Source organism: Candidatus Infernicultor aquiphilus, assembly GCF_002784285.1.
Taxonomy (GTDB): domain Bacteria; phylum Atribacterota; class Phoenicimicrobiia; order Phoenicimicrobiales; family Phoenicimicrobiaceae; genus Infernicultor; species Infernicultor aquiphilus.
Window position 1 is genome coordinate 519 of the sequence record NZ_PFKO01000305.1, and the last position, 3,837, is coordinate 4,355.

Consider the following 3,837-nt stretch of genomic DNA (forward strand, 5'->3'; position numbering starts at 1 on the left):
TTTTCCTAAAATATAATTAACTGGGGCAGGAATTATCTTAATCTCTCCCCTCTCAAAACTTTTTACTGAACGCCTCATATGTAGAGCACTGGTAACTAAAATAATCCTTTGATAACCTTCTTCTTCTAATCTCTTTAAAGAATATTTCGCATTCTCCCAAGTAGTTTTAGACAAATCTTCCATTATTATTTTCTCTTTATCTATTCCCCAGGAAAGAAGCACCTCTTTCATCACCTTGGCAATAGGCAATTCATTACTCCTGCCTGGGCTACTACCTCCACTTAGGCAAATATCACAACCTAATTTTTGATAAATTTTATATCCCCCATAAAGTCTAGCCAGGGTAGTCTCTCCAATTTCTGCTCCCTCATCGCCTGCTGCTGGAGAACCCAGGACCATACCTCCCGATAGAATCACCATTACCGTATCCCCTATCTCCTCTTTACTTAATTGTTCAAAAGAATAGGGAGAGTAATCATCCTCCAGGGTTCTAACTAAAAGATATTCTCCGGGCCAAGTACTTAAAAGATAAAAGGAAATAAAAAAGAAAAATATTAATAGGTGAGCCATCTTTTTCTTTTTTAAAACTAACAAAAGATATACTAATAAAATTAAAAGCAAGAAAAACCCGGGAGAAATTATTATCTGCTCTATAACTTTACGAAAAAATAAAAAATCCCACATTATATCCCTCCTCCCATTTTCTATAAAATACATAAACGGTCACCGTTATTATCATATCTTTCTCGATAATATAGAATACTTCAACTCTTCTCTGCTCATAATATTTGTGGTGTCGTCTCTGCTTGAAATCATATACCTTGGCTCTTCCAACACGTCCATATTTAGTTGGGATAGAAAAACCAGCAAATAAAAGGGGGACTGGGCACTTTACTACTACGGCTGTTGTTCTTTATTTTTTCTTACTACCCCACTAAATTTTACACTAACTCGTTTATCTAATATACGCGCAAGTTTAATCAATGTTTGTAGAGAATAACTTTTGTTATAAATATTTTCTAATCGGGATATTGTTTGCTGAGTAGTATGTAATCGTTTAGCTAATTCCTTTTGAGTTAACTTTTTCTTTTGTCTAATCTTAGCTATCTGAATGGCCAAAGAGGCATAAACCTCTTCTTCATCAAACGCTTCGCGAAATTCTGGATCCTTTAATTCTTCCTTTAAATAATCTTTAAATTTTATTGTGTCTTCCATAATTACATCAACCTCCTTTGCTTCTTTGTAAAAAATCTTGCATTATTCGCTCTGCTCTTTCAATCTCGCCCTCAGGAATCCTATCAGTCTTCTTTAAAAAACCATGGGTGATAATAATTCTCTTACTAAAGAAAAAATATACACTATTTTTGGTGTATTGTCAACTTTTCGAATTATAGTTTTATGTGACATTAAGTTATCTTCATTCCCTGCGTTTCTCGGAGGTGCAGAAAGAATTAGCCAGAATGAAAGTAAGGTTGAGTCCATCTCGTTAAATTTTCTTATTTACACAGGGTCCGCCCTGTTAAAAAATAAAAAGGGGACTGGCTAATTTTAATTATAAAAAAGTTACCTGTCCCCTTTTTACTTTTCTATCTGTTAGAAAACAAAAAACTAACGTATTTTATTTCTCTATTTTGTATTCAACTCCATAATTTCCTTCAGTATTTGTTTCATGTGAAGTATCATTCTTTTTTCTAACTTCCCAATTTTATGTTTTAAACGTCTTTTATCAATTGCTCTTAACTGGAAGACTAAAGCGACAGAAGATGATGAAAGATTATTTGATTGATTGGGTTCTATCAGGAAAGTAAAAGGGAAGATAGTTGCTTTTGTTTTTGAAGTCAAGGGGACTATTAAGACAGTTGGTAATTCATTTATCTTCTCTTCCGATTGAACTATTAACGCGGGCCTTAAACCCGCCTGTTCATGTCCACCATCAGTAGGAATTTCAACAAGATAAACATCGCCTATCTTCACTATAATTTCCTTTCAAAATCAACAAATGCCTCGTCGCTAAGTTTATCCCATTCTCTAAATTCCTTCTTTAACCCTACATTCTCTTTTCTTTGCTGAATAATAGAATTCTTAAAAATACGAATAATTTTAAGGAGATTAGATATCTGCTTATCTGGCAAATCTTTAACTTCCTCTAAGATTTTTTTCTGATAAATCAATGTCTTCATTTCTTTTATTCCCCCATACTGGTTGAATTTCCTCCCCGATATTTCGGTCCTATCAGAAGATTTATTAGCTTTTCTTTTTTACTTTGACGTCTATATTATACCACAAATTTAAAAAACTAAAAACAATTTTCATTCCCTACTATTATTAATCTGTGATATTGTCACCTTAAAATTAATCAGTAATAATGTCACTATGGAAAAGGTGAGATATCTAATGACCAAAAAAAATTAACCAGAGTTTATGTCATCAAATCCCTAATTGAGGGTAAGATGACCAGTAGAGATGCTGCAGAGGTTTTAAGCCTTAGCGAACGCCAGATAAAACGTCTAAAGGCAGGTGTTAAAAAAGAAGGCGAGGTGTTTGTTATCCACAAAAATAGAGGCCGTAAACCTAAGCATACCATCCCTGGTAAGATAAGAGACCAAATTGTTTTTCTTGCTCTTTCTAAATATAAAGGCGCAAACTATGCCCATCTTGCAGAACTTTTAGAAGAAGATGAAGGTATTACTATTAGTCAGTCTTCTGTATCCAGAGTCCTTAAAGCTAAAGGTATCAAAAGTTCCAGAAAACATAAACCACCAAAACCTCACCGCAGCAGAGAACGTAAGCCTCAAGAAGGGCTTTTACTGCAAATGGATGCCTCTCCTTATGAATGGATACCCGGTATAAAATGTTCTTTGCAGAGGCAGACCATTTTAAAATATGGTCTGCCAGTTAGTGTTTATGTGGACCGGCATATTATATTTAAGACACCCAGTAATGCTAAGCTTACCATTTATGATGAATTCGAAGGTAAGGCCTTAGCCTATACCCAGTTTAGTAGGGCCATGCAGGAGCTTTCCGTGGGGATAGTTTATGCCTACTCTCCCCAGGCTAAAGGTCGTATCGAAAGGCTCTGGGGAACCTTGCAGGATCGATTGGTCTTAGAGCTACGTCTTTTCGCTATTAAGTCCCTAAAAGAAGCAAATGCCTTTCTTCCGGGATTTATCCAAAGGTTCAATGCCCGTTTTGCGGTAGTCCCCCGAGAGCCACAGTCTGCTTACCGGCTTTTAGAGGAACATATTAATATAGATTATATCCTGTGTAGGAAAGAGGCTCGGAAAGCCAGCCAGGGTTCTACTTTCTCTTTTGGAGGACAAACCTACCAGTTAAGTAAAAATAACCAGGTAGTACCCATACCTAATAAAGCTGCCATTACCGTATTAACTAGCCCTAGATTCGGTATGCGGGCAGAATATAAGGGTGGTGTTTACGAAGTAAGAAAGGCGGTTAGACCTGCTAAAGTTATACCTAAGGAAGATAGAGCTAAAAGGTCTATAAAGCCTATAAAGGTTAAAGATGACCATCCCTGGAAAAATAGTGGGGTAAGGCCTAACTTTACTTATGAAGAAAGTGATAGGGAACTCGTTGCCGCCATCTATGATCCCCAAGGTTGGGAGTAGATAGTATATCTGCCAGGGGTGCACTTTTGCAAGGGGATACCCTTTTCCCTTGGCAGATTCCTTAATAGTATAAGTTAACTTGATTTAAACTAATCCGCCTTTAGAGAAGGCTAACCAGGTTTTTTGTTTCTTTCCGGTTTTATTATCATTTTTTGGCCTTAAAGGTGACATTTTCACTGACTATTGACATAATTTTCATTCCCTACATCTCTCG

At 36.1% G+C, this 3,837-nt stretch carries 5 protein-coding genes and 1 pseudogene; 1 reads left to right on the plus strand and 5 read right to left on the minus strand.

The window, feature by feature from the left end; translation table 11 throughout:
- The 5 genes and pseudogenes from COZ07_RS08485 to COZ07_RS08505 form a co-directional block, all read right to left on the minus strand.
- Nucleotides 1-684: YdcF family protein (locus COZ07_RS08485; protein ID WP_406608133.1), on the minus strand; the 684-nt coding region annotated here is incomplete at its 3' end.
- A gap of 213 nt (nt 685-897) precedes the next feature.
- On the minus strand, nt 898-1,215 hold the full coding sequence (locus tag COZ07_RS08490; RefSeq protein WP_406608134.1) for a helix-turn-helix domain-containing protein: 318 nt from the start codon (nt 1,213-1,215) through the stop codon (nt 898-900).
- A 7-nt stretch (nt 1,216-1,222) separates the two neighbouring features.
- Nucleotides 1,223-1,342: pseudogene (locus COZ07_RS08495) on the minus strand (type II toxin-antitoxin system RelE/ParE family toxin); the annotation flags it as partial.
- Between the two features lie 284 nt (nt 1,343-1,626).
- Nucleotides 1,627-1,974 (minus strand): type II toxin-antitoxin system PemK/MazF family toxin, encoded by a 348-nt coding sequence (locus COZ07_RS08500; RefSeq protein WP_406608135.1) that lies wholly within the window; start codon nt 1,972-1,974, stop codon nt 1,627-1,629.
- Nucleotides 1,974-2,180, minus strand: a complete 207-nt coding sequence (locus tag COZ07_RS08505) for a hypothetical protein (RefSeq protein WP_406608136.1) — start codon at nt 2,178-2,180, stop codon at nt 1,974-1,976. Before COZ07_RS08505 ends, COZ07_RS08500 begins: the two co-directional genes overlap by 1 nt.
- A gap of 270 nt (nt 2,181-2,450) precedes the next feature.
- Here COZ07_RS08505 and COZ07_RS08510 point away from each other — a divergent pair, with 270 nt between their 5' ends.
- Entirely contained in the window at nt 2,451-3,623 is a 1,173-nt protein-coding gene (locus COZ07_RS08510; RefSeq protein WP_406608137.1) for an integrase, read from the plus strand.
- Nucleotides 3,624-3,837: the final 214 nt, after the last annotated feature.